Raw genomic sequence first — 21,290 nt, 5'->3', positions numbered from 1 at the left:
ATTATTTTTCCTTAAACAACCCCAAAGAACAAATAATCTGAGGTTCGCGTTTTTCTACCTCTTCGCTTACAATACACAAACGGTCATCAGTTCGCAGTGCAACCACTAATTCAGCTAATCGTAACCGATCGCTTTCTTCAAGAAACATTCTTCTCAAAAAAATCCACTACTGTTTTCGCGATCGCTTCATTCCCATCAATGGCAATCTTGTCTTTACAACGCGGTGGCTCTAATGGCTGCTTAAGAAATTCCCAGGAGCTTTCAAATAATTCCGCAGGAGTAAGAATTTGATGATAATTGTAGTCGGATATTCCTTCTATTAGATAAGCTGCTTCTGCAAAGTTGTCTCTAGTTACAGAAACAATCGGCACACCTAATTTAGTCGCTTCCGCAAAAGTACTGAAACCTGGTTTAGAAACGACTCTCCCGCAAATTGGCATAAAATCAACGGGACGGGTTTTTAAGTCTTTAACTTTGATTAAATTTGGTAATTCTGGAGCCGATTTATCAAAGGTGATGAATTGCCAATCTGGATATTTTCTGAGGTTATCGTAAGGTATTTGCTGTAAACCCAAACCGCCAAAAGTAAGCAGTATAGTTTTTTCGCGTGGTGTATTTATCTCATACTTAGATTTGATCTCATCCGCATCGATAAAAGGAGAGCCACCAGTTAAACCGACATCAGTAATATTTTTTATATTATCGAACGCCTGCATCGGTTCGTGAAAAGGAAGTCGAAAAAGGCGATCGCACTTTCCGTAACATTCACCAATCCAATCAGCAATGTCAACAAAATCACCGCCCCATTCTCGGTAAATAAAATCCCAGCCAAAATTACTAATTGCCCAGCAAGGAACATTAGCAGCTTTACCAATTTCGGCAGCTAAGAATGGAATATCCGCCAAAATTAAATCAACCTTGTTTTGACGAATAAAATCAACTTCAGAAGCAACGATCGAACGCTGATTTTTCTTAATTTCTAATAATTTCTCTAAAGTAGCTGGTTTATCCATCTTGAAACTATCAGCCTGCACTACCCCCAAATCGTAAGCACGGGGGCGATGAATAAAATCACCTTTGATATAACATTCCAACAACCAACGCGGTGCGGTTGTCACCATAATCAACAATGCTTCCGGACATAACTCCTGAATAGTCGCCGCCACCGCAGCAGTGCGAGTCGCGTGTCCGAAACCGTGATTAGTAATCGCAATATATATGATAGGACGTTGCATATTTGGGGATAGGGCATTGGGCATTGGGCATGGGGAATAGATCAAAATGATTCGTTATTTCACCTGTCCCCCTTTACCCTTTAACACTTTATATGCTTCGGCTAAATTGCGCCTAGTTAACTTATGTGAGACGACTACTCTTTTAGTAGTTTAATCATTCTCAACAGAGCCAGTTTTTATACTTAGTATAAAATTCAAATTTTATACTTCCCATGCCCAGTGACCCATGCCCCATGCCCTATTCCCCAAAATTCCGAATCTCCTCAACCAACCGATCCATTTCCGACTCTAAAGTGAAGTAGTGGACGCAAGCACGGACGCAATCGGGATCTGCTATTGTTCGGGTAAATATTGCTTTTGATTCTAAGAATTTTACTAATTCTATGCTGGTTTTAGATTGACTGGTTTCTAGTTGAAAAGAAACTAAACCGGATTCGGGGGGAGAATTTTTCAAGCATTTTATACCCGACACTGCCATCAATTTCTGCCATAGGTACTCGCTATTATGACAAATTTGTTCATAACGTTTTTGCGGTGTTCCCCATTTTTGATGTACTGCAATTGCTTGAGTTAAACTAATATAAAAAGGATAAGCGGAAGTTGCAATTTCATATCTTTCTCCACTTTCCTGCCATTTTACTGGTTTAGCTCTACCGTCAATAACTACGCTACGCCAACCTACAAAGGTAGGGAAAAGACTCTCTCGTGCTTGGGGACGCACGTACAAACCGCCCACGCCGGGAGGGCCGCACAACCATTTGTGACCTGTAAAAGCGTAAAAATCTACTCCTAATTCGCTTAGATTTAATGGTAATAATCCTACAGATTGTGCTGCGTCTACCATTAATTTTGTATTATTGTTTCTACAAGCTTCTACTATTTTCTCTAATGGTAAAACTTGTCCTGTGTTCCAAAGTACGTGACTTAAAACTACCATACGGGTACTGGGTCGCAAATGCTGGGCAATAATTGCTACAGGGTCGCCATCATTTAAAGTTGCCATTATTGGGCAAGTACTAACTTCCACGGAAAATCTGCGTGCTATTTCCTGGGCTGTGGCAATAATTCCTGGATGTTCGCAGTCTGTAAGCAGTATATGGTCGCCTGCTTTCCAGTCGATGCCCCACATGGCAATATTACAACCAACTGTTACATCTTCGGTAAGAGTGATGGTTTCTGATGGTACATTTAATTCAGTTGCAATTGCTACTCTGGTGGCTTTAGTTTGTTGAATTAGCCAAGCGTTAATTTCATTACCAAAAGGACCTATTCTTTGAATATCGTCTTGGGCTTGAATTACAGCATTCATAGCCGATGAAGGCATTGGCCCTTGACCTCCAAAATTAAAATAAGCTTTATTAGCTAAAGCTGGAAATTGTTGTCGGTACTGATGCAAATCGGTTTGTGTAGCAGATATACTCGTCATATCAATTTTGGATTTTGGACTAAGTTTAGAAGAACATTTTTCTTCCAGCACATCTTCGACAAATTTTAGACGTGAGATTTGAAGAACAAGATTAAGTATATGGATAATGGCACACAAAAGGCATTTACCATATATAGAATTACTTTTAACAGAACGTATTTGGGATTAGAAAACAACTTAAAAGTTAGGATTTTTTGACTTTGTAAAGCTGGATTAAATAGCTGGATTACTGGTTTTTATGGATATTCAACTTTTAAATATTACAAAAATATTCTTCTTCCTAAACATACATATGCTTCTCTCAACAAATAAATTTTCGGAGGCAGTGTTAAAAGCGATGTTTTTTACACAACGTCAATTTTAGTTACCTTTATTACTCCCCGCCAAGCGCTAATTATTGTTAATTTAAAAGAATGTTAATTAATGCCGAACTACTGCTGCAATATCAAAAATGTAAACGCCGACCTTTTTTGAATGTTCGCGGCGATAAAACTCAGCAAGATGCCCCTAATGACTTGTTGTTGAAGCTGTATCAGGATAAATACGTCCATAAGAAAAAGGTTTTAGAAAAGCTTGATTATCAGCGTCCGAAATTCTCCAAAGAAGAACCACTAACAGGATTTGCCGCAACTTTACAGTTGATGCAGCAGGGAGTTGAATGTATTTACGGAGGATTGCTTAAAACAAGTTATGAAGACAATCATACTTTGTTAGCGCGTCCGGATTTACTTATTAAACAAGCAGGAAATTCCAGATTCGGAGATTGGATATACGTTCCCGCCAGAGTTGAATTAGGTAAACGTCCCAAACAAGAATACCAAGTTATTGCCGCATTTTATGCTTTTGTTTTGGCAGCGGTGCAGCAAGTTGAATCGGAAACAGCTTGGTTAATGCTGCGGGGAAAAGAAACGAAATATGATGTCGATTTGGACAAATGGATTCCTCGGATGCAAGAAATTTTAAACGAATGCATCCAAACATTGCACTTACCAACACCTCCGGAAGTGTTTATTTCGCGGCAAAAGTGCAGTCTCTGTAATTGGTACAGCAGCTGTCATCAAACTGCTTCCCAACAGAAACATCTTTCGCTGGTACCGGGAGTAACTCCAGGACGTTACAATCAGTTAAAAACTCTTGATATTACAACTTTAAGATCGCTTACTCAAACCTTACCTTCAGAAATAGAAGATTTACCCGGCTTTGGTAGTAAAGTAGCGATCGATCTTGTTTTACAAGCAAAATCTTTACTCAAAAATCGCCCGCTTCTCTTACCAGAAGCACTAATTGAACCAACAATTAATCAAGAATTGCACATCGAGTATCGAGAATTGCTGACTTTACCACAAACAAGCGACAAAGCAATAATAGAATATCCAACAACTATAGAAATCGATCCAGTAGTATACGAAACAATTACTTATACAGCCCCTATAGAACTTTACTTTGACATCGAAGCCCAGCCAGATTTGAATTTGAATTATTTGTTAGGGGTTTTAGTTGTTGACAGAGAAAACAACACCGAACAATTTTATTCTTTTTTAGCAGAAAAACCATCGGAAGAAGAATTAATTTGGCAGCAATTTTTAGAATTAGTTTGGCAATATCCCGACGCACCAATTTATCATTTTTGCGTTTATGAGTTCGATACAGTTCAACGACTTGCAAAACTTTACCGTACCCCTTCCAAAAGGGTATTACCAGTGTTAGATCGATTCGTAGATATTTACGAACAACTTACTCAGACATTAGTACTACCATTAGAAAGCTACGCTTTAAAATCAATTGCTCGGTGGTTGGGATTTGAATGGCGTGATAAAGAAGCTAGTGGGGCTAAGTGTATTTACTGGTACGACAAATGGTTGCAAAATGGCGATCGCACTTTATTAGAAATCATCAAACGTTACAACGAAGATGACTGTCGCGCTACCCACAGCGTCAAAGACTGGATTGTCAACTTTTTTGAAAGCCAATACGACGAGGAATGAGTTAGGAGTTAGGAGTAACAAAGGTTAAAGGTTGAATCTCTCCTTGTCTCCCTATCTCCCCCTCTCCCCATCTCCCCCTCTCCCCATCTCTCCATCTCCTGTGATATCGTATTTGTGACTTTTCACAGACGATTAATAATGTACCGTGCGAATTAAAAAAGTATTGAAATTACCGTTAATTATTGTATTTTTTCTGACAATTATAGTAGTTACGCTTATTTTCACAAATTTAACCCCTTCTGCTGTAGAGGTGACGGCTATCGATTTTATCGGAGAAGCAACTTTACCTACAGGTACGGATTTTGAAAATACCGAATTAGGAGGGTTGTCGGGAATAACTTATGATGCTGGGAATCAACTTTATTATGCTATATCCGATGACCGTTCTCAAAAATCAGCAGCGAGATTCTACACTTTTAAAATTAATCTTAATGAGGATTCTTTTCAAAAAGGTGATATTGAGCCTGTTGCGGTAACAACTTTAAAAGATAAAAATGGCAAAAGTTTTTCTGCTGGGACTATAGATCCAGAAGGAATTGCACTAAATAATTCATCTATATTCGTTTCATCTGAAGGTGATGCAGATAAAGGAATTAATCCATTTATCAAAGAGTTTTCACTCGATTCTGGACAAGAAATTTTTAGTTTACCGATACCTCAAAAATTTTTACCATCTCAAGATAAAAAGCGGGGTATTCGTAATAACTTAGCTTTTGAAAGTTTAACTATTACACCCGATAAAAAGTATTTATTTACAGCTACCGAAAATGCATTGATTCAAGATGGAGAAGAAGCTAAACCTAATCAGAGCAGTCTATGTAGAATTTTGCAATACAATTTACTGACTAAAAAACTAGAAAAAGAATTTCTCTATCCTACTAAACTAGTGAAACCTTTTTTTAAACTTGGTGGTAGATTTTCAAGCGGCTTAACCGATCTAATAGCACTGGACAGTAAAGGGCATTTTTTAAGTATAGAAAGAACATTTACTGGATTTGGATTTATTAATTCATTGTTCAAAGTTTCTTTATCAAAAGCTGAGGATATCAAAAATATTGATAGTCTTAAACAAGTTGATTATCAAACTATTAAACCTGTAAAGAAAGAATTGCTATTGAATTTAGGACAATTAGAAATTGCATTAGATAACACCGAAGGCTTAACTATTGGTGCCACTTTAGCAAACGGGCAACCTTCGCTAATTTTAGTCAGTGACAATAACTTTATTAATCTGCAACGAACTCAGTTTTTAGCATTCCAACTTGAGATTGAATCGCGTCTTGAAAGATTCTTACGTTTAATTCGCGAACGTTTTTCGTGAATAGAATTTTAAGGTAAGGGGCAATCAAGGTTCGTAGTAGCGCTTCTCGTTAGCGAAGCGTCTCCCTCCGGGAGATAGAGTAACGCTACTACGAACGAATCTATTACTCCGCAAAATTAATGTGCCGAACCACTACCGTAATTATAAATACTTAGCCAACCTGCGTATATTTCCTCTGATATCTTAAAAATAAATGTTTAAATCCATAGAATAGATTTAAACAGTTAACTACTTGGATAATCATTGAATAACCTTTCAATACAAAGCTTTCGCGTCTGATAAATTCATTTATAATCTGAGATATCGCAGTATATTCACTGAGAACAGTTCCTTAACTCCACGTAGTACTTACAGGCGTTTCAGTACAATTTCTCATAGGCTTTGCTAATTGCCTGTGTTACATAATATTTAGTGCGTTTCCTAGTAATCTCGGTGAATTTGATCAAAACTTTATATATTCAAAAACCAAAGCTAAATTCCTGTAAAAACATGATTGAAATTTTCAGTAATACTTACTAAACTTTCTATTCCCTCTCCAAACCTTGAAAATGTATTAATTCATTGATTTATGTTGCAACAAGAAATTCATAAGATGTTTACTCAAAAACATAAAACAGAATTAGATCCTTATATTGGCAAATTTGTAAATCACCGTTACTTAATCAGGGATTTAATTGGTAAAGGGGGAGGAGGTAAAGTATATTTAGCAGAAGACTGTACGAATGGTGGAATGCCAGTAGCGGTAAAAATGCTGTCTTTGAAGTTGGATAATCGAACGATATCTCAACGCTTTGCGAGAGAAGTTTTTATTGGCACTCAATTAGGACGTAAAAGCCAACATATTGTAAGATTATTAGGCTACGGTATTACTGATGATAAAGTTCCATTTTACGTAATGGAATATCTTCAAGGTCAAAATTTATTAGAAGTAATTAATAATCAACCTTTATCATTAGATAAATTCTTAGATATTTCCTATCAAATTTGTTTAGCTCTGCAATGCGCTCATCAAGGTGTCAGTATTAAAGGGGAAAATTGCCCAGTTATTCACCGAGATATCAAGCCAGAAAATATCTTTATTATTGAAGACGGAAAAAAAAGTAAAATAGTTAAAGTATTAGACTTTGGTATTGCTAAATTTTTAAAAGAAAGAGCCGGAGCAACACTTTCTCAATCTTTTATCAGCAGTCTACCTTATTGTTCTCCAGAACATATGGAAGGACGCAAGCTATTAGATATACGCTGCGATATTTATAGTTTGGGAATTCTCATGTATCAAATGCTTTATGGAAAGCATCCCTTCCAGCTAAAAAGTTACTCTTTTGGTGAATGGTATCAAGCTCATCGTTTTGAAACACCAGCTTTATTAAATGAGGTAATTCCAGAGGCTAAGATTCCTCTTGATTTGGAAAAACTGGTAATTAGTTGTTTAGCCAAAGAAGTAAACAATCGACCTGAAAATATTACAGAGATACTAGACAAATTAGAATCAGTTCAGCGTCAATCTAGTAAATATCAAGAAAAAGATGATAAATTTGTCGCAAATCTATCTGCGGTAGATTTAACACCATCAACATTAATATCCAAACATATTTGCTTACAAAAAACTTGGCCTACCTGCAAGCCGATCGCACCGATTGTATTTCCTCATTTACTCTACACCGTACAAGGTAAAGTGCCTACTTTTTGGGCAATGTTGCCTCAAGTAGAAATATCCAAGTTTTTAGAACAAAAAAATACTACAGAATTTATCCAAAAAATCAATGTTTACCCAATGATTATGTGGGTAACAGTTTTGCACGATACAAATTCCTCTTTAACACGTTGGCTTTCTTGCTTCTTAGATATCAAAGATAAAGCAGGAGAAAGAATGATTAAGCACCTAGCAGAAAAAGGCTATTACCATTTACTCTTTTTTGCATTAGAAGAACCAACAAAATGCGCTCATGTAACAACAATCGCAATTACACCACATCAGCGCGAACAATTATTTAATTGGTTGGAAGCCAGTCAAAATTATAAAAGTTTTATATCTCCTAACCAAAGTAAAAGCATTCTCAAAGCCCAATACGAAAAAATTCAACCCAAAATCCTGCAAAAATTAGTCCAAAATCAATCCAAAAAATCAGCCATGAAAAGTTGGATATCTGATTTATTCCACAAGCTGTTTAAATAATTTGGGCCGCAGGGAATAGTTAGGAGTTAGGAGTTAGAAGTTAGGAGTAGGTAGTTAGTTAATTATTCTTCTCTCCATCCCTCTACCAAAAATAATCAAAATTACCCCTTGACAAACAAGTTGAAAAGAGGCATACTTACTAAAGTCGCAAATACATGGGACCGTAGTTCAACTGGTTAGAGCACCGCCCTGTCACGGCGGAAGTTGCGGGTTCGAATCCCGTCGGTCCCGTTCTAATGTTAAATATGGGTTGTAGAATAAACCTTTGTTGGTTTGATTTGAATGTTGGATAGGTTATCCAAAGGGTAAAATTTCAATTACGGGAAATAAACCTTTACCTTTTTTAGAAACGGTGAGGGTTTAAATTTATGTCACTATTGCAATTGTTAATTAGATAAATCAAAATTGACGATCGCATCACTCACAATCATCGAGTAAGTCTCAACGGACAGTTTTCTCGAAATTGTTAGTGAATCCCAAATCTCAAATATTACGAATTATATGACTTTCAGAGTGCGTATTGCTCCGAGTCCAACGGGGAATTTACATATTGGTACGGCGAGAACAGCTGTATTTAACTGGTTGTTTGCTCGTCATAATAATGGCAAATTTATTTTACGAATCGAAGATACCGATACAGAGCGATCGCGTTCGGAATATACAGATAGTATTCTTGAAGGATTGCGTTGGTTGGGGTTGAATTGGGATGAAGGCCCATTTTTCCAAACCGAGCGCTTAGAAATGTATAAGCAAGCGGTGCAGGGTTTGCTAGATAAGGGATTGGCTTATCGCTGTTACACTACTTCTGAGGAATTGGAAGCTTTACGAGTATCTCAAAAAGCTAGAAATCAAGCCCCTCGTTATGATAATCGTCACCGCGATTTGACACCGGAAAAAGAAGCGGAGTTAAAAGCTGAAGGACGCAGTTTTGTAATTCGCTTTAAAATTGATGACAGCCGCGAGATTAAATGGAATGACTTGGTACGGGGAGAGATGAGTTGGCAAGGTAGCGACTTGGGTGGTGATATGGTTATCGCTCGTGCTACTGAAGATGGGATAGGTCAACCGCTGTATAATTTTGCCGTGGTGGTCGATGACATGGATATGCAAATTACCCATGTGATTCGCGGAGAAGACCATATTGCCAATACTGCCAAACAAATTTTACTTTACGAAGCTTTCGGTGCCAAGGTTCCAGAATTTTCTCATACTCCTTTAATTTTGAATGAGGAAGGCCGTAAACTTTCCAAACGAGATGGCGTTACCTCGATTTCTGACTTTCAGAAAATGGGTTTTACCCCAGAAGGTTTGGTTAACTATATGACCTTGCTCGGATGGTCGCCACCGGATTCTACGCAGGAAATTTTTACCTTAGAATCAGCCGCCAAAGAGTTTACTTTTGAGCGGGTTAATAAAGCTGGTGCAAAATTCGATTGGGCAAAATTAGATTGGGTCAACAGTCAGTATATTCACAGTATGGCGGTAGATAAACTTACCGATTTACTAATACCTTTCTGGGAAGAAGCTGGGTATAACTTTTCCCAAACTAAAGAGCGTGATTGGATTGAAAAATTAGTAGCTTTAATTCAACCCGGTATATCTCGTTTGACTGAAGCTGTAGATGTAGCTTCAATATTTTCTACCGATACAGTTGATTTTGATTCTGAAGCAACGGAACAACTGCAAAAAGAACAAGTCAAAAGCGCTCTTCAAGGAGTTGTCGCGGCTTTAGATAGTGAAATTGATGCTGCAAATGCCAAAGACATCATCAAACGGGTAGTTAAAGAGCAAAACGTCAAAAAAGGTTTACTGATGCGGAGTTTGCGGGCTGCTTTAACCGGAGAAATGAATGGCCCAGATATTGTAGATTCCTGGGTACTGCTGAATAATACTGGCTTAGATAAGCTTCGGTTGGAAAAGGCGATCGCTTTAGCGGCTGATTAATTTTCCATGAAGAAAAGCATTTTAATCGGGTGCAGCAAGTCAAAATCTTGAATAATTAATTACTTTGGGGCACATTCGGCAGTGCCCCAATTTATTCTCATAAAGTAAAAAAAGATATTGAACTGTAATAATTGTTAAGTTTTAAAAACTAATCTTAAAGAAAGCAGCGAGCGGTTTTATGCACTTTATTTTCTATGCATTTCTAACCGATATATCAACTGCTGTATGTAATTATCATTTCATTAAAGAATAGTAATTACTCTTAGATAAAGGAACAATATATGTAATTTTATTGTCATTCTAAACACTTAGATAAAAATGTAATCAAAATGTCTAATAAATTGTTAAGTAGAGTCATAAAGCTATCATTTGTATTCTTATCGCTGAGTGCAGTATCCGGAATAAACACCCGAGTTAATGCTCAGGCAGCTCCTCCGCCAATATTTGGGGATATAACCATAAACCGTCCTTTATCAAAAGATCCCCTCACAGTTCGCGGAATGAGTGGTGGTGCTATAGAAGGAAAAATTATTTCTAATAGAACAGACACGCCAACGGGAGCCTGTACTGGTTATATGGATAAAGAACCAGATCACACCTTGCGTTTAAAAAATAAATTTGATTACATGAAACTGGTAATAGAAAGTTCTCAAGATACCACTTTAATAATTAAAGGTCCCGGTGGTACGTGGTGTAATGACGAATTTGAAGGCAAAAATCCCGGTATTGTTGGCGAATGGCTCGAAGGAAACTACCAAGTTTGGGTCGGCTCTTATAAGAAAGATGATTATTCTCCTTATACTTTAAAAATTACCGAAGCTCAGTGAGCAGTTAGCAGGGAACAGGGAACAGGGAACAGGGAATGGGTGATTGACACTCCCCGGCGTGAACGCACGGGGATTCTTTAATCTACGAGCCAACTTGCACAGACTGGATTTCTCCAACCAATGTAGAGGTCGATTCTCCTAAAGCGTTGCTCATGTCTAGCATGAAGGTTCCGACGTGCCCCGCCATACCCAATCCTCGACTAAGGATAATTCTAGCTGCGTTTTCATCCCTATCCATTAGACAACCACACTTACAAACGTGTGTCCTGGTAGATAGCGTTTTCTTTACAATTTCACCGCAGCTAGAGCATTCTTGACTAGTATGCTGCGGATTTACCGCAACCGTTACACGCTTAAATACTTTCCCAAAGTATTCAAGCCAGATACGGAACTGATACCAAGATGCGTCATTAATGGACTTAGCTAAACAATGATTTTTCACCATATTCTTTATTCTCAAATCTTCATAAGCTATCAAGTCGTTAGACTGAACTACGCACCGTGCCAATTTCACAGCATGGTCTTTACGTTGCCTACTTATTTTGAGATGGCGCTTACCTAAAACTTGTCTAGCTTTTTTTCTATTGATTGAACCTTTTATCTTCTTAGAAACATGACGTTGAGCGCGTTTAAGTACTTTTTCGCTAATGCGTAGGAATGTTGGATTCTTGATTACTTTACCGTTTGAATCGGTGTAGTATTCCTTTAGCCCTACATCTAGACCGACTGTGTTACCAGTAGGCTCAATGTTTTCTGAACGATTTACATTAATACAAAACTGAACGTATACCCCATCAGCACGTTTTACTAGTCTTACCCGTTTTATCTGGTCGGTTTGATAAAAGTGCAAATCACGAGTACCTTTCAACTTTAATCGTCCAATTCCTTTCTTGTCGGTGAAAGTTATTGATTTACGATTATCTGCAAGCTTCCATCCTGATGTTTTGTATTCAAGAGAACGACAATCTTTTTGGAATTGCGGGAATCCCTTTTTACCCGGAATCCCTTTCTTGCAATTCTCATAAAAACGGTTGATTGATGACCATGCTCTTTCGGCACTAGCTTGTCTAGCCATTGAGTTTAGTTCCTTCGCAAACGGAAATTTAGCAGCAAGCACAGCACAAAATTTCTGCAAATCGTTTTTACCAGTACCTTTAACATCCATCCATAGCCGAATGCAGCTATTACGGATAAATTTAGCTGTACGAATTGCATCGTCCACTGCGGTTAGTTGCGCTGATTTCCCGTAGGCTTTGAACTCAAAAACAAGCATCTTTTTTACCTCCAATCTTATACTACCACACATGGTATAAAATTTAAGTAAATACAATATAAAGCCGTCCTGGAAGGACGGGGCTTTAAACCCATTAATTCCGGTAAATTAGAATATTTAGACTATTCACTGCTCCCCATTCCCTATTACCCATTTTCTATTACCCATTTTCTATTCCCCATTCCCCATTCCTTGGTAAAAAGTCTTAAAATTAAGTTACATTTAATTAAGAATAATAATAATGTTTTGGCAAATGTCGTATAGCTCAATCGGGTTAAGATGACAAGTCATACATAAAGAAGAAAATTAAACTTTCTCGGGATTTATATACATCCGTTTCACATTAATCATGTTAACGGGGTGATGCATCCCATTGGTATCTAGAGGCAAATTAAAAATGAAATTCTCTTGGAGAGTCCTGGTTCTTTGGACCTTGCCTGCATTAGTGATAGGCTTTTTCTTTTGGCAGGGAGCGTTTGCGAATACTCCTGCTGATATGGGTAAAAATGCAGCTAGTACTCGCATGACCTACGGTCGTTTTCTGGAATACTTAGACGCTGGTCGGGTAACGATGGTGGATTTGTATGAAGGTGGTAGAACGGCTATCGTAGAAGCTGTTGACCCAGACCTTGATGGTCGGATTCAGCGCGTTCGTGTTGATTTACCTGCTAGCGCTCCAGAATTGATTACTAAGCTCAAGGAAGAAAACGTCAGCTTTGATGCCCATCCTGCAAGAAATGATGGAGCTATCTGGGGTTTGTTGGGCAATTTAGTTTTCCCAATCTTATTGATTAGCGGACTGTTCCTTTTGTTCCGCCGTTCCAGCAATCTTCCAGGTGGCCCCGGACAAGCCATGAATTTTGGTAAGTCACGGGCGCGTTTCCAAATGGAAGCGAAAACTGGAGTCATGTTTGATGATGTAGCCGGAATTGAAGAAGCTAAGGAAGAACTCGGTGAAGTTGTTACCTTCCTCAAGCAGCCTGAGAAATTTACTGCTGTCGGCGCACGCATTCCTAAAGGTGTATTGTTAGTAGGACCTCCAGGAACTGGTAAAACCTTATTAGCAAAAGCAATTGCTGGTGAAGCTGGCGTACCTTTCTTCAGTATTTCTGGTTCCGAGTTCGTGGAAATGTTTGTGGGTGTGGGTGCTTCCCGCGTTCGCGATTTGTTCAAGAAAGCTAAAGATAACGCTCCTTGTATCATCTTTATTGATGAAATTGATGCTGTAGGAAGACAGCGTGGTGCGGGTATCGGTGGTGGTAACGATGAGCGCGAACAAACCCTCAACCAGTTACTAACTGAGATGGATGGTTTTGAAGGTAACACCGGCATCATTATTATTGCTGCTACCAACCGTCCCGACGTATTAGACGCAGCGTTATTGCGTCCCGGACGCTTTGACAGACAGGTGATGGTTGATGCACCTGATATCAAAGGACGTTTGGAAATTTTGGAAGTCCACGCACGCAACAAGAAATTAGATCCAGGTGTATCCTTAGAGGCGATCGCTCGCCGTACTCCTGGTTTCACGGGTGCGGATTTAGCTAACTTGCTTAACGAAGCGGCGATTCTTACCGCTAGACGGCGCAAAGAAGGTATTACGCTTACAGAAATTGATGACGCTGTAGATCGGGTAGTTGCCGGTATGGAAGGCACACCTTTGGTAGACAGTAAGAGCAAGCGCTTGATTGCTTACCATGAAGTCGGTCATGCTTTGGTTGGAACTTTAATCAAAGACCACGACCCGGTACAAAAAGTTACCTTGATTCCTCGCGGACAGGCACAGGGTTTAACTTGGTTTACTCCTAGTGAAGACCAAGGTTTAATTAGCCGTTCTCAGTTGAAAGCCAGAATTGCCGGTGCTTTGGGCGGACGTGCTGCCGAACAGGTAATTTTTGGTAGAGATGAAATTACTACTGGTGCCGGAAATGACCTGCAACAGGTAACTGGTATGGCACGACAAATGGTAACAAGATTCGGGATGTCCAATTTGGGGCCATTGTCATTGGAAAGTCAGCAGGGAGAAGTATTCCTTGGGCGTGACTGGACAACACGCTCCGAATATTCTGAATCAATTGCAGCTCGGATTGATTCTCAAGTTCGTGCAATTGTTGAAGAACAGTTTCAAGCTACTTTACAAATGATGCGCGAAAATCGCAGCTTGATGGATAGATTAGTCGATCTATTAATTGAAAAAGAAACCATTGATGGCGATGAGTTTCGTCAAATTGTGGCTGAGTACGCAGAAGTACCAGAAAAACCACAATACGTTCCATCTTTGTAATATTTCTTAATCATTTTTCTCACATTTGAGAAGTTTGGTTGATAAAAGTTGAAGATTTTAAAAATTAAGGGGATGCGGTGATATCGCGTCCTTTTTTTTGGCGATAAAAATCGAAAACTGGTGTAGAGACGCAAGGGTATCGCGTCTTTACATTTTTTATGGGGTGTTATTAAAAAGATGAAGATGGGAATAATATAAGTATCATTCATCAGTGCGGCGAGCATTTATTAAAATTAGAAGTAAATTCGGAATTGGGTAAAGGAACTGAGTTTGTGATTACAATTCCTCTTAAGTAAAACTTGCTTATTGAAGGATTTCGTCTAAATTTTGAGAAAAATAGGAACGATATAATTCTCTACTCACAATTGCACCATCAGGAGTTAATTTAATTAGTCCAATACTTTCTAATTTATAGGCAACTGTAGGTGAAAGATTTACAGATGTTTGGGCTGTCAATATTTCAGCGAATGCTGCTGCTAAATCAGGATTTGCAAGTAAATCGTCTAATTTTTCTCGTAAATGATGCCGATAAATTCCTCTTTCCGTAGTTGCTTGTTCTAATAACTCTTCTAAAGTTAATTTTTCTTGACTTAAATGATAAAATGCAATATTAACTAAAGCCGGTTGTCCCCCTATTACTTCCATTAATTTTTGAGCTTGCCCTTGTTGCCAATCTAGCCCGTAACGTGATGCTAATTCTTCTATTTGCGAATCAGTAAATTCAGGTAATTTGATGGGTAATCCAATATTAAATGGCGAATGATTTATATCTAAAGGCACATAAATATCAGTTGAATAATCCATAATTAAACGCAATTTGTACCAAACCGGATTATACTGCGCCTTTTCATGCCAAGAACGTAATAATGGTAAGAATTCTTGAGCTAATTTTGGATATTCAAAAACGCGATTTAGTTCGTCAAACGATAAAATAAAAGGATTATTAAGAACTTCTAATATACAAGCCTCAAAATAAAGAGTACAGCTTAATTTACTACCTATTTCTTTATCCCAATATTCATCAAGCTGGGGTTCTATATCCAAACTTTTAGAAAGTATACTGCACAACCAGCGTAAAAAAGTATCCAAATCCAGAAATTTATCAGTATCTACTAATTTTAAATCGAGATGTACTGTATAATAACTCAGTGTTTTTGCATAATCTAGCGTCCTAAACTTCAAAGAAGTTTTTCCCATTCCTTTAGGAGCTTTGATACGAATTATACATCCAGGACGAGAAATTTCTTGACTAATTGAATGCTCAATCGGAGGACGAGGGATATACAATTTTGAGTATACCGATACAGGTCCACTAGGATATTCAATTCCATCAAATTGTTCTACTTCTTCCCCGGTGGTGTAGTCAGACTCAGTTAAATCTAAATCAAAAGCACTGAAGCAAAGTTTCACCGATCGCGAATCTAATCCGGTTTTCAAAGACCACAATCGCGATAAAGTATTGGTGGAAACGCCGATGCGAATGCTTAATTCTTCCTGGGTAAAGCGTATGCCATCATTTTCTTGCAATTGGGCTGACTGTATCGCTGTTTGCAACCGTTTTAAACCCGTTGCAGTCAGTACTATACCTCGTCTTCGCCTTTGTTTCGCCGCCTCCATTTTTGATCGGTACCTAATCAGCCTCTACTAAAAATCTTAACGTATTAACTAAGAGTTAACAGCTATTGCAACTATCAAATTATCAAATGGTTGTATGGTGTTTTAGGGAATAGGGAATAGGGAACAGGGAATTGGGTAAAAAGACGTTATTAATAATAATGTGATTCTTAAGAGGATACTTGAGAAGTATCGTTCTTAACTTAATTATTGCTTTGATCCCCCCTTCCCCCCTTAAAAAGGGGGGTTAAAGTCCCCCTTGTTAAGGGGGATCTCAAAAGTTAGTGGGGTTTTATTTATGACTTTTCCGGCCATCCTCTAACCGCGATTTTCACTGAGACTTCTGCATACTAGACGCTGAATAACTATAGTTGTTTGGTTAAAAGCAATAAAAATCCTTAATGGTGTCTTAACTGGCTTAACTGCTATTGAAGGTAATTATTTGTATATGCCAAAATAAAGACTCAATCAAATACCCAATTTACTAGCAAACCGAGTAGTTTTCTTCCCTGGAAGACTATTAATGTGTTTAGTGTGTTCCCTATATACCGTCAGGTTACTCCGAGTAATCTGGCGGTATAAAAATATGTTAGCGTTGTTTTTAAGTAAAATTCAATATCCCGTTAGGCATAGATTAATCATTTTTCCCGAATATCTTGATGGGAATCTATAACTATTCGCATCGTTTCCACTGTGAGTTCCCGTAAATCGCGGTTTAAAGGAATTGCTCCTCTTTCTCCAAACCAGCGATCGAATATGGTTACGTATTTACTTTGATTATTTACAAATCCTTGCATAAACCCGTAGAATGTATAGTTTACGGTATCGAGGAAATCGGAATTATTTTCGGGAACCATGCAGGCAATACCTTCTCTAGATAATGGTCGATCTGGTACTACTTTATAACTATTAAAATTTTGTTTTCTACCTAACCACGCTTCTAAAAGAATACCATCGTCAGCAAAAGCATCTATTTTTCCTTGTTGCAAAGCTGTATATCCTTGCGATCTATCTTTTAAATATACAAGTTTTGCTTGTGGTTGCGCCTGCTTAATAGCTTGTTCGTTTGTGGTTTTTGCTAAAACTCCGATTTTCTTGCCAATTAAGCTTTTCGGAGAGCCTAGATTACTGGCTTTCTTAACTAATAAATTAGTACCAGTTGCACCATAACTAAAGGAAAAATCTACATTTTTATTACGTTCCCAGGTAAAGCTGCTGGCATCGCAAACAATATCAACCTTTCTATTAACTATATTAGGAATGCGTCCGGCTGGGGGGAGTGCGACTAATTTAAGTTGAATTTTTTTACCGAGTTCTTTTTCTAACTGCTGCTGGATAAGTTGGAGCATATCCACAGAATAACCAATTAATTGCCCTTCCTTGTTTTTATAAGCAAAAGGGAAAGCATCTTTACTGGTTCCTGCTGTCAGTACACCCGTGCGTTTTACCTTTTGCATCACGGTTTCCGCTGAAGCAACACCAGGTAGCGCTGCTGTTAATAGCAAACTTAAGGTTGTTATTGCAATTTTTTGAGACATTCTCACTCATAATACCACCAGGGTTTATTTTTAAATTTCTACGTAGGTTAAAAATACAGTAATTACCCGGTAGAATTACAAGTTAAGATGATACAAGTCACAATTTTTTATATTTTCACATCGATTAAATAAAAAAAGTACGGCATAACAATTTATTAAAAAATATGACAGAAATAATAATATTTGTAGTCTGGCTGACAATTGGCTTTATTGTTTATCGACTTCTCTCTAAAAAGTCTTCACAGAAATCATCGAACTATAAAATTAACAGCAATTCGCCTTTATTTCATAGCGAATATTATCCCATCAATCAAACAGTTAATCAACAATATCAACCTGTTGCAGAATGGAGCGGGCGTTTAATTTTACCAGTCGAACGTCAAAATGAGCGTTTTGTAGAATTTGAAGTTCAAAATGCTCCCGATTCATATATGCATTTACTTGGAAAGGTGGTGAAATTAAAATGGAGTAATGATACCTTAGTACAAGAATATGTCAAACGGGTAAGCTTTGACGTTAACTTTACCCCTCTTGCGAAGAAAAGTCATCAAGCAGGTAAAGTTCATCCTGTAAGATTAGATGGACGTTCTCAAGTCGATCCTTTGGAATCTTTAGCAGGTGCAAGGACGATGGATGATGTCTGCGTGATGCTATTGCAGCCAGAAGTAGAAATTAATGCAGCCGGAGAGACGCAATTAATTATTAAAGAAGAACCCATTCAGATCGCAGGGCGTTTCGTTGGGTTGGTAAAAATTTTAGCAAGAGTAGAATCATACAGCGATTTATTTAAAGTTTGTCACTACAACAAAGCAACTAAAAACTTTTACAGGGGAATTGAAGAAACGATTTGCATACCGCAAGTACCAAAAGACACGCGGGGGATTTCTCGTTCTACTAATAAAGATATTGAAAAATCGCTACTGAATTTTCAAGGTTGGTATATTTACGGGGCACCTAATAATGAAGGTACTTTTATCGTACAGGCTATTGAACCCCGCGCTTTAGTTAAATTAGAACCACAAAAAGTTATTACGAAATCTTCAGAAATCTTTAAATATATAAAACGAGGAATGTGGGCAAAAATTAAATTGCAAAAAGGAAAGTGCCAAACAGTTTTATTAGCACCAAATAGAGAAAATCCCAAAAGCGCCGTATCTGAATGGCGTTTAGGGGATAAAGCTTTGGCAATGCATTTATTTGGCGGTATCGGTGGTAAAAAAGCCGAAGCACCAGCTTGGCTTCCGGTTGCAGGTCATTTTTCCTACGGGATTGCAGAGGTTGTGCGCGATCGCATTACGTCGGAATTACGTTTTGATATCGTTTACTACCAAGTTTACGGTCATAATGCAGACGGAATCATCAGCGGCAGTTCAACTTGGGCTACTTATATGGGTTCTTTGTGGCAGGGATGGTTGGGAAATCGTCCGGTAAGCGATATTTTGGTAAAATACGAGCCGATAACTAGCGATTATGATTTTGATGGAGTTAAATTATCTCCTCTAAAAGAATTGATTGAAGAACTTAGGGAAATTACAGCCCGTTATCGCGTCGGAGATGGAACTGGTGCATCATTAATCACACCAACAGCTTCCTGCGTTCAAGATTCTAATCAAGCACTTTACGCCACAATATACGATATACGGAAATTATTTGAATCAAATACCACAATTAATCAATGGTTACAAAAGCATCCAGAAGATAAGCAAACTCAGTATTTTAACGAATTAATTACTTTAGGAAATATCTTAGAAAAACAGTTAATTCCCCTCGGAGTTTTGCGGCGAGATTGGCAAAAAAATATTCAGGATTTATTCGGTACTAATAATAAAAACGACAATGTTTTTTCAATTGCCATAAATATGCTCAAAAGTTGGCGCACCGTATTTCCTAAAAGAGCGCAAGACGAAACCGCTAAAATCTTTCTCAAGCAAAATGCCTTGTTATGGGTTTTAAGAAGCAATCAGGTAGGAGGATTTGACGATAATATTGCACCCGTTGCACCGACGACTTTATTTAAAAGTTAGGAGTTATGAATCAAAACTGATAACTGCTCACTGTTCACTGTTAACTGATAACTGTTTCCCTTAATATTCGATAGGATTGCTAGGTACATTATTCGTTGCTTTAATCGCGATACATTTTATGACTCTTAATTTATATTTTCTGCGACATGGAGAAACTACTTTTAGCCAAAGTGGTGATTTTTGCGGCGAAACTAATGCGGAGCTAACGCCGGAAGGGGTAGATATGGCGGAGGGTTTTGCTGATGCTTATAAGAAGTTGAAGTGGGAAGCAGTTTATGCAAGTCCGATGAAGCGTACTGTGGCGACTGCAAAGCCGTTTTGCAATGCGATGGGAATTGATATGCAGTTGCGTGATGGACTTCGGGAAGGTAGTTATGGCGAATGGGAAGGTAAAAGTAAGGAATTTGCTCAAGAAAATTACACGGAAAATTATATAAATTGGTTAACAGAGCCTGCTTGGAATGCGCCGAAGGGTGGAGAAACTGCCGAAGATATAGCTAACCGCGCTATGCCTGTAATTGCGGAAATTCAGAAGAAGCATCCTCAAGGTAATGTTTTGGTGGTTTCTCACAAAGCTACGATTCGGATTATGCTTTGCAGTTTATTAGGTATTGATTTGGGACGTTACCGTTACCGGATTAATATTTTAGTTGCGTCGGTGAGTATGGTTAAGTTCGATGTTCACGGCCCCTTATTGGAAATTTTAGGCGATCGCTATCATATGCCGGAACATATTCGTAGTCGGAAAGGGACTTAAGATTTAGGTAATTGGGGATTGGGGATTAAAGATATCCGGCAATTCAAATCGCACGCCATTTGCTACGTACTGCGGAAACCTCCGCAACGCAATGGCTTGTCTACACAAGCGAAACCCACCTGCGTGGGTTTTTTTGTAGTTATTTGTAGGGTGGGTTAGGCATTCTAATATATTGAAAGAGATTATAAATTGGAAGGTGCGGGAATGCAAAAGCTGCTGTTAAATATACGCGATCGCGAAAAGTGGCAGGATTTAAGTTTTAATTCGTTTGCAGGAGAAGGAATTTTTGAGTAATTATTCGGTGCAAGTTGTTGGTGCTTCTCGACATCAAGAATACTGGATTCCTGCGGAAGATTTATTAAAGTTTAATTCTAATCTTGTTGGTTTGATTGAGGTGGTTAAGGAGTTTGGATGAGAATAAATTTTTAACGCAGAGGAGCGCAAAGGTAACGCGGAGTAACGCGGAGTTTTTTAATCAAGGGTGATGTTGAAAAATTAATCCAATTTAGTAGATATAGAGGATTATGTTCTAATGAACAAAAAGTGATTATTAAGTATTTAAGGTCAATAGAGGAAGAGCAGGCTCTTGAAGTCTTAAAATATATGGTTGACCGAAAATATTCTTATTTCTACTGTATCGGCTAAAATGATTTTGCGTTCTAAAAATCATCTAAAAATCTTTTTTGAATATGGGATTGTTAATTCCGATGCCCTTACTTAAAAAGTGAAACCTTTTTTACAAACACATCCTATATAATTCCGCTTTTTATGAGATAATTACTTATTTTTTCGTCAATACGGTATATATAACTACTCATTTTTTTTAATAAAAATAACGCGAAATTTTTTATTAGTAACGCTTTCATTTCATGGTATTATTTATATT

At 38.0% G+C, this 21,290-nt stretch carries 15 protein-coding genes and 1 tRNA gene; 10 read left to right on the top strand and 6 right to left on the bottom strand.

All coding sequences use genetic code 11. The features are described 5' to 3' along the window. Position 1: 1 nt before the first annotated feature. From ACM03V_RS19945 to ACM03V_RS19935, 3 genes are all read right to left on the bottom strand, one after another. A complete protein-coding gene (locus tag ACM03V_RS19945; protein WP_414622537.1) occupies positions 2–148 on the bottom strand; it encodes a hypothetical protein in 147 nt (48 codons plus the stop codon). Further along, positions 138–1,235 carry a glycosyl transferase gene (locus tag ACM03V_RS19940; RefSeq protein ID WP_414622536.1) on the bottom strand — a complete coding sequence of 366 codons (1,098 nt, stop codon included), beginning with the start codon at positions 1,233–1,235 and terminating at the stop codon, positions 138–140. Before ACM03V_RS19940 ends, ACM03V_RS19945 begins: the two co-directional genes overlap by 11 nt. A gap of 238 nt (positions 1,236–1,473) precedes the next feature. After that, a complete protein-coding gene (locus ACM03V_RS19935; RefSeq protein ID WP_414622535.1) occupies positions 1,474–2,661 on the bottom strand; it encodes an aminotransferase class V-fold PLP-dependent enzyme in 1,188 nt (395 codons plus the stop codon). A 413-nt stretch (positions 2,662–3,074) separates the two neighbouring features. Between ACM03V_RS19935 and ACM03V_RS19930 the strand changes: the two genes are divergently transcribed. The 6 genes from ACM03V_RS19930 (at position 3,075) to ACM03V_RS19905 (ending at position 10,914) form a co-directional block, all read left to right on the top strand. Continuing rightward, the gene (locus tag ACM03V_RS19930) at positions 3,075–4,646 is read left to right on the top strand and encodes a TM0106 family RecB-like putative nuclease (protein ID WP_414622534.1); all 1,572 of its coding nucleotides are present in this window, start codon (positions 3,075–3,077) and stop codon (positions 4,644–4,646) included. A gap of 145 nt (positions 4,647–4,791) precedes the next feature. Further along, entirely contained in the window at positions 4,792–5,967 is a 1,176-nt protein-coding gene (locus ACM03V_RS19925) for an esterase-like activity of phytase family protein (RefSeq protein ID WP_414622533.1), read from the top strand. A 568-nt stretch (positions 5,968–6,535) separates the two neighbouring features. After that, a complete protein-coding gene (locus ACM03V_RS19920; protein ID WP_414622532.1) occupies positions 6,536–8,143 on the top strand; it encodes a serine/threonine protein kinase in 1,608 nt (535 codons plus the stop codon). Positions 8,144–8,300: 157 nt separating this feature from the next. Next, positions 8,301–8,374: transfer RNA gene (locus ACM03V_RS19915), tRNA-Asp, on the top strand. A gap of 270 nt (positions 8,375–8,644) precedes the next feature. Next, complete coding sequence (gene gltX, locus ACM03V_RS19910; RefSeq protein ID WP_414622531.1) at positions 8,645–10,087, top strand: glutamate--tRNA ligase; 1,443 nt, start codon at positions 8,645–8,647, stop codon at positions 10,085–10,087. 329 nt (positions 10,088–10,416) lie between these two features. After that, positions 10,417–10,914: a hypothetical protein gene (locus ACM03V_RS19905; RefSeq protein ID WP_414622530.1), complete on the top strand. Its 498-nt coding sequence runs from the start codon at positions 10,417–10,419 to the stop codon at positions 10,912–10,914. Positions 10,915–10,996: 82 nt separating this feature from the next. Here the strand turns inward: ACM03V_RS19905 and ACM03V_RS19900 are convergent, their stop codons facing one another. Further along, positions 10,997–12,187: an RNA-guided endonuclease InsQ/TnpB family protein gene (locus ACM03V_RS19900; protein WP_414622529.1), complete on the bottom strand. Its 1,191-nt coding sequence runs from the start codon at positions 12,185–12,187 to the stop codon at positions 10,997–10,999. Positions 12,188–12,584: 397 nt separating this feature from the next. On the opposite strand from ACM03V_RS19900, the gene ftsH2 reads away from it, so the two are divergent. Next, positions 12,585–14,471: an ATP-dependent zinc metalloprotease FtsH2 gene (ftsH2, locus tag ACM03V_RS19895; protein ID WP_414622528.1), complete on the top strand. Its 1,887-nt coding sequence runs from the start codon at positions 12,585–12,587 to the stop codon at positions 14,469–14,471. Positions 14,472–14,774: 303 nt separating this feature from the next. Here ftsH2 and ACM03V_RS19890 read toward each other — a convergent pair whose 3' ends face one another. Both ACM03V_RS19890 and ACM03V_RS19885 read right to left on the bottom strand, forming a co-directional pair. Continuing rightward, entirely contained in the window at positions 14,775–16,088 is a 1,314-nt protein-coding gene (locus tag ACM03V_RS19890) for an AAA-like domain-containing protein (protein WP_414622527.1), read from the bottom strand. Between the two features lie 635 nt (positions 16,089–16,723). Then, the gene (locus ACM03V_RS19885; RefSeq protein ID WP_414622526.1) at positions 16,724–17,623 is read right to left on the bottom strand and encodes an amino acid ABC transporter substrate-binding protein; all 900 of its coding nucleotides are present in this window, start codon (positions 17,621–17,623) and stop codon (positions 16,724–16,726) included. Positions 17,624–17,787: 164 nt separating this feature from the next. Here ACM03V_RS19885 and ACM03V_RS19880 point away from each other — a divergent pair, with 164 nt between their 5' ends. The 3 genes from ACM03V_RS19880 to ACM03V_RS19870 all read left to right on the top strand — a co-directional run bounded on the left by ACM03V_RS19880 (position 17,788) and on the right by ACM03V_RS19870 (position 20,819). Then, positions 17,788–19,647, top strand: coding sequence for a CPBP family intramembrane glutamate endopeptidase (locus tag ACM03V_RS19880; RefSeq protein WP_414622525.1), 1,860 nt, complete (start codon positions 17,788–17,790; stop codon positions 19,645–19,647). A 118-nt stretch (positions 19,648–19,765) separates the two neighbouring features. Then, positions 19,766–20,404 (top strand): histidine phosphatase family protein, encoded by a 639-nt coding sequence (locus tag ACM03V_RS19875; protein ID WP_414622524.1) that lies wholly within the window; start codon positions 19,766–19,768, stop codon positions 20,402–20,404. 286 nt (positions 20,405–20,690) lie between these two features. Further along, positions 20,691–20,819, top strand: a complete 129-nt coding sequence (locus tag ACM03V_RS19870) for a hypothetical protein (RefSeq protein WP_414622523.1) — start codon at positions 20,691–20,693, stop codon at positions 20,817–20,819. Positions 20,820–21,290 lie beyond the last annotated feature (471 nt).

This window comes from Calothrix sp. CCY 0018 (assembly GCF_963920925.1).
Taxonomy (GTDB): Bacteria; Cyanobacteriota; Cyanobacteriia; order Cyanobacteriales; family Nostocaceae; genus Rivularia.
The sequence above is the reverse complement of the archived record's forward strand: the minus strand, read 5'-3'. Positions and strand labels throughout refer to the sequence as shown.

What these genes read in the sequence shown, in the direction of transcription:
- gltX (WP_414622531.1), top strand. Translation starts at nt 8,645, where the DNA reads ATGACTTTCAGAGTGCGTATTGCTCCGAGTCCAACGGGGAATTTACAT.
- ACM03V_RS19945 (WP_414622537.1), bottom strand. Translation starts at nt 148, where the DNA reads ATGTTTCTTGAAGAAAGCGATCGGTTACGATTAGCTGAATTAGTGGTT.
- ACM03V_RS19885 (WP_414622526.1), bottom strand. Translation starts at nt 17,623, where the DNA reads ATGTCTCAAAAAATTGCAATAACAACCTTAAGTTTGCTATTAACAGCA.
- ACM03V_RS19905 (WP_414622530.1), top strand. Translation starts at nt 10,417, where the DNA reads ATGTCTAATAAATTGTTAAGTAGAGTCATAAAGCTATCATTTGTATTC.
- ACM03V_RS19875 (WP_414622524.1), top strand. Translation starts at nt 19,766, where the DNA reads ATGACTCTTAATTTATATTTTCTGCGACATGGAGAAACTACTTTTAGC.
- ACM03V_RS19890 (WP_414622527.1), bottom strand. Translation starts at nt 16,088, where the DNA reads ATGGAGGCGGCGAAACAAAGGCGAAGACGAGGTATAGTACTGACTGCA.
- ACM03V_RS19900 (WP_414622529.1), bottom strand. Translation starts at nt 12,187, where the DNA reads ATGCTTGTTTTTGAGTTCAAAGCCTACGGGAAATCAGCGCAACTAACC.
- ACM03V_RS19920 (WP_414622532.1), top strand. Translation starts at nt 6,536, where the DNA reads ATGTTGCAACAAGAAATTCATAAGATGTTTACTCAAAAACATAAAACA.
- ACM03V_RS19880 (WP_414622525.1), top strand. Translation starts at nt 17,788, where the DNA reads ATGACAGAAATAATAATATTTGTAGTCTGGCTGACAATTGGCTTTATT.
- ftsH2 (WP_414622528.1), top strand. Translation starts at nt 12,585, where the DNA reads ATGAAATTCTCTTGGAGAGTCCTGGTTCTTTGGACCTTGCCTGCATTA.
- ACM03V_RS19935 (WP_414622535.1), bottom strand. Translation starts at nt 2,661, where the DNA reads ATGACGAGTATATCTGCTACACAAACCGATTTGCATCAGTACCGACAA.
- ACM03V_RS19930 (WP_414622534.1), top strand. Translation starts at nt 3,075, where the DNA reads ATGTTAATTAATGCCGAACTACTGCTGCAATATCAAAAATGTAAACGC.
- ACM03V_RS19940 (WP_414622536.1), bottom strand. Translation starts at nt 1,235, where the DNA reads ATGCAACGTCCTATCATATATATTGCGATTACTAATCACGGTTTCGGA.